This is a genomic window from Clostridia bacterium (assembly GCA_017438525.1).
Taxonomy (GTDB): Bacteria; Bacillota; Clostridia; order Oscillospirales; family RGIG8002; genus RGIG8002.
Window position 1 is genome coordinate 1 of the sequence record JAFRVI010000079.1, and the last position, 4830, is coordinate 4830.

Consider the following 4830-nt stretch of genomic DNA (forward strand, 5'->3'; position numbering starts at 1 on the left):
CGATTGATAATCGCCCCTACGGAGCGCCGCCTGCGGCGGCGGTGATATTGACGCTTCGCGTCAGTGATATTGCGGCTTCGCCGCAGTGGTATTATGCTTCGCATAGTGGTATTGCCGCCTTTGGCGGCAGATGAAAGAAAGGATAACGACCCATGAACAACACGATCACAACCGCGGACGTGCGGCGCGCGGCGGAAACGCTGAAAAAGTACAAGGCCGCGAAGGCGTCCCTCGAGAAGCGCGTCGTCGAGAACGAGCGCTGGTACAAGCTCCGCCACTGGGAGGTGCTCCGCAAAAGCGCCGCCGACCGCGAACAGCCCGTCAGCGCGTGGCTCTTCTCCTCGCTCGCGTCGAAGCACGCCGACGCGATGGACGCCTTCCCCGTCGCGAACGTCCTGCCGCGCGAGGAGTCCGACCGCCCCGCCGCCGAGCGCCTCTCGAAAGTCCTGCCGGTAGTCTTTGAACGCTGCGGCTTCGAGCAGACCTACTCCGACTGCTGGTGGTACAAGCTCAAGAACGGCACCGCCGTCTACGGCATCTTCTGGGATCCCTCCCTCGACGGCGGCGTCGGCGACGTCTCCGTCCGCAAGCTCGACCTGCTCAACGTCTTCTGGCAGCCGGGCATAACCGATATCCAGCAGTCGCGCGACCTCTTCATCGTCGGCCTGCAGGATACCGACCTGCTGACGCAGGAGTACCCGCAGCTTAAAAAGGACCGCGCCGGCAAGGTCATCGACGTCAAGGAGTACGTCTTCGACGAATCCGTTTCCACCGAGGACAAAACTCTCGTCGTCGACTGGTACTATAAGAAAAAGCGGGACGGCAGGACCGTTCTGCACTACTGCAAGTTCGCGGGCGAGACGCTGCTCTACGCCTCCGAAAACGACGAGCTCTACGCCGAACGCGGCTACTACGACCACGGGCGCTACCCCGTCGTCTTCGACGTGCTCTTCCCCGAGGAGGGCACGCCCGTCGGCTTCGGCTACGTCGACGTGATGAAGGATCCGCAGGCGTATATCGACCGCCTCTCGCAGGTCATCATGGAGAACACCGTCATGACCAGCAAGCCGAGATTTTTCATAAGGAAGAACGCCGGGCTCAATCCCGACGAGTTCCTCGACTGGTCGAAGCCGCTCGTCGAGGTCGAGGGCGAGCCGGACGAGACCCGCGTGCGCCAGATAATCGCCGCGCCCGTCTCCAACCTCGCCTCCACGATGCTGCAGATGAAGATAAACGAGCTGAAGGAGACCAGCGGCAGCCGCGACTTCACCGAGGGCGGCGTCAGAGGCGGCGTCACCGCGGCCTCCGCGATAATCGCGCTGCAGGAGGCCGGCAACAAGATCAGCCGCGACGTCATCGCCGCGTCCTACCGCGCCTTCGCGAGGATAGGCGAGACGGTAGTGGAGCTGATAAGGCAGTTTTATAAAGAGGGCAGAGTATTCCGCGTGACCGGCCCGGGAGGATATGATATGAGGCAGAGCGCGGAAGGCGACACCTCATCCGGCGCTTCGCGCCACCTTCCCCTCGAGGGGAAGGCCTCCGCCGCCGAGTTTTTCACCTTCTCGAACGAGGGGATCGCGGTGCAGGAGACCCCCGCGCCGGACGGCGGCATCTGGACGCGCCGCCCCGTCTTCGATATCCGCGTCAGCGCTGAAAAAAAGAGCCCGTTCTCGCGTATGGAGCAGAACGAGCTCGCAAAAGAGCTTTTCGCTATGGGATTTTTCAGGCCGGAGAACAGGGAAGCGGCGCTGATGGCGATGAGGATGCTCGACTTCGAGGGCAAGGCAGCGGTGGAAGCGGAGCTGCGGGCAAAGTGATACGTCCGCTCGCGCGGACGTGATATGCGCTCCGCGCGTGAGCGCGGAGGCCTCCCCTGTGCAAGGGGAGGTGGCAGGCGCGACCGCAGGGAGCGACTGACGGAGGGGTTGTGCAATTACGCAGTCGGCTTTAAGGAAGCCAACAACCCCTCAGTCTTGCCGTCCGCTGACGCGTCCGTCAATCCAGCTCCCCTTGCACAGGGGAGCCAAGGTCGCGTTTCCCGCTTCGCTACCCTTGCACAGGGGAGCCAAGATCGCGCGAAGCGCGATTACCCGCGATTACTTCTGAAACACCTTCCTGTAATAGTCCTTGAAGATGACGTTGTGCGACATGCGGAACTTGTTGCTCACGACGTTGTTGACGCGCTCGACGTAGGCGTCCTCCTCTTCCTGCGACTTGAAGGTCACGCCCTCCGCCTTCTCGAAGGTCTTGGTGCGGAAGTTGTAGCGCCCCTTGTTGCTTATCCAGCTGCGCGTGCGGAGCGTGATTATCGGCTCCGCCGTCGGATCGAGCAGGTCGCGCCCGAAGAGCAGGCGGCTGTCGTATTCCAGGCCGAGCAGGTTGGAGACCGTCGGGATGATGTCCACGCTGTTGGCGGGAGCGGTGATCTCCGGCGCGTCCTTGTAGCCGGCGCAGTAGAGCAGGAAGACGCTGCGGTAGATCTCGAACTCGCTGTCGAGCTTTCTGCCCGCCATCTCCTCGACCTGCGCGTCGGTGAGCATCTGCGGCTTGTGGTCCGGCGTGATGCAGAAGAGCGTCGTGTCAAGCTCGCCCGTCTTCTGAAGCTCCGCCATCAGCCACTCCATCGCTCTGTCCAGCTCGATGTTGCAGGAGATGTAAGCGCGGTTTTCTTCGCAGTAGGGGAGGTCCTTGACGAGCTCGCGGTTCTTCCAGCTCATCATATTGTCTTCGAAGTAGTAGTCCTTGTGGCCGCTGACCGACATGTAGTAGGCGAGGAACGGCTTGTCGTCGTTCTTGCCCGCGTAGTCGTTGAAGGACGCCTGGACGGCCTCGAGGTCGCTCTCCGGCCAGTAGCGCGGATGCTCCAGCTCGAGCGCGTACTTGCTGCTCTCCTTGCCGTCGACGACTCCGCCGCCGCGTCCCTTGTAGGAGTTGAAGCCGAGGTTCGGGTGCGTTTCGTTGCGGCCGTAGTAGGTGTAGGTGTGCGGATGGTAGGCGTAGGTGTAGACGCCGAGCTTCTGGAACTGCGCGCCCATGGTGAAGGGCAGGTAGTTGTTCTTGACCTTCTTGAGATTGTTGGCGACCTCGTTGGACGGGATCAGGCCGGTCGTGTGCACGAACTCGCCGGTGATCGTGTCGTCGTAGCCCGCGGTGTAGAAGTTCGGGAAGCGGAAGCCCTCCTGCTGCATCTTATACAGCGTCGGGGTCAGCTCCTTGCTTATCGCGTAGGGGGAGAAGCCCTCCGCGGTTATCATCACGAGGTTGTAGCCCTTGAAGAGTCCGGTGTAGGCGTTCTGCTTCGTCGGCGTGCGGTTTTGGAAATACTCGTGCATCTTCTTGACGTCCGAGTCCTTCTCGTTCGCGATGAGCGCGTCGAAGTCTATATCCATGACGTTGGGCGCGTAGACGACGCCTTCGCCGCCGCTGCCCTGCGCGGAGCCGCCTTCGCTGCCGCCGCCTTCGGGCAGGATGATGACGTCCTTCGTGCCGCCGATGGCGATCGCGAGCTCGCGGCGCGCGGTCGTTATCAGCCCGAACTTCTCCGCCGCCAGCGTGTGCTCGAAGGCGCTCGTGTACTGCGCGCGCAGGCCGGTCGTCTTGTTGGTCATCATTATCAGCGCCCACGGGATGAGCTGGATTATTACCATGGCGACGGCGAGCACCGCTTTCGCGGGGATCGGGTATTTCTCGAACTTCACCAGCGGCTTGTCGAAGAGCGTATGCCAGGTCTCGCCGTGCGCGCGCTTCGCCTTCCAGCTCCTGCCGAAGACGAAGAGCGCCGCGAAGGGTATGAACGCAAATATGATGAACCAGAGCATCTGGAAGGTGTAGTTTATCGCGTTCCCGGCGAACTGCGTCACCGCGTCCGCGCCCGTGTCCGCGGCGAGCGTGATCTTCAGTATCGTGCCGAAGCCGTGGTAATACACCGCCTGCACGCAGAAATAGACCGTCAGTATGCCGAGGATCACCAGCGCGATGCGGCGGTTGACCTTCGACTTGAAGAAGGTGCAGAGCAGCGTGAAGAATATCCCCGCCGCCACCGAGAAAAGTATCGACAGCCAGAGTCCCGCGCCGAAGAAGCGGCCGATGAAATCAAAAAAGCCGCCGCTCTGCGCGGATACGAAGTAGAGCCGGAAAAAAAGCTCCAGATAGAGCACCGCGGCGGGCATGAACAGTAAGCTGAAAAGCTCGCGCGGAAGTTTCTTAACGCCGTTTTTTGCGTGTCTTGCTGCTCTCATAAGCGTTGTCTCCTTAAATTGCGGTGCGGGCGACGGTCCCGCCTCCCTCGCGTGAGGGGTCGGGGAGCCGCGGGCATATATGGCACATATATAATTAGTCTACCACTATATACTGCAAATTGCAAGAGAAAACCGCACGAAAGAGAGGATTTTTATGGAAGAGATCATCGGTTCCGCGGGCGTGAGCGGAAGCGCGGGCGCCGCGGAAACGCACGCCGGAGCGCACGCCGCTCCGAGCGCGAAAGCGTCCGCCGCTCCGAACGCGAAAGCGCCTGTCATTCCGAGCGCGGAGCGCGAGGAATCCCCCGCCTCAAGCAGCCGTCTGCAAAGGGAGGGGGATCCCTCGTCGGCTTCGCCTCCTCGGGATGACAGAAGCGGCGCGAAAGCGTCTGTCATTCCGAGCGCCAGCGAGGAACCCCCCGCCTCAAGCGGCCGTCTGCAAAGGGAGGGGGATCCCTCGTCGGCTGCGCCTCCTCGGGATGACAGAGGCGGCGCGAGCGCGAAAGCGTCTGTCATTCCGAGCGCCAGCGAGGAACCCCCCGCCTCAAGCAGCCGTCTGCATAAGGAGGGGGATCGCCCGGGGGGGGGGCCG

2 protein-coding genes are annotated in these 4830 nt (G+C 62.1%); one reads left to right on the forward strand and one right to left on the reverse strand.

Translation table 11 applies throughout. The features are described from left to right. Positions 1–152: 152 nt before the first annotated feature. Entirely contained in the window at positions 153–1817 is a 1665-nt protein-coding gene (locus IJL83_07660) for a hypothetical protein (protein MBQ6553472.1), read from the forward strand. Positions 1818–2096: 279 nt separating this feature from the next. On the opposite strand, the gene IJL83_07665 is transcribed toward IJL83_07660, so the two are convergent. After that, positions 2097–4238, reverse strand: a complete 2142-nt coding sequence (locus IJL83_07665) for a sulfatase-like hydrolase/transferase (GenBank protein MBQ6553473.1) — start codon at positions 4236–4238, stop codon at positions 2097–2099. Between the last annotated feature and the right edge of the window lie 592 nt (positions 4239–4830).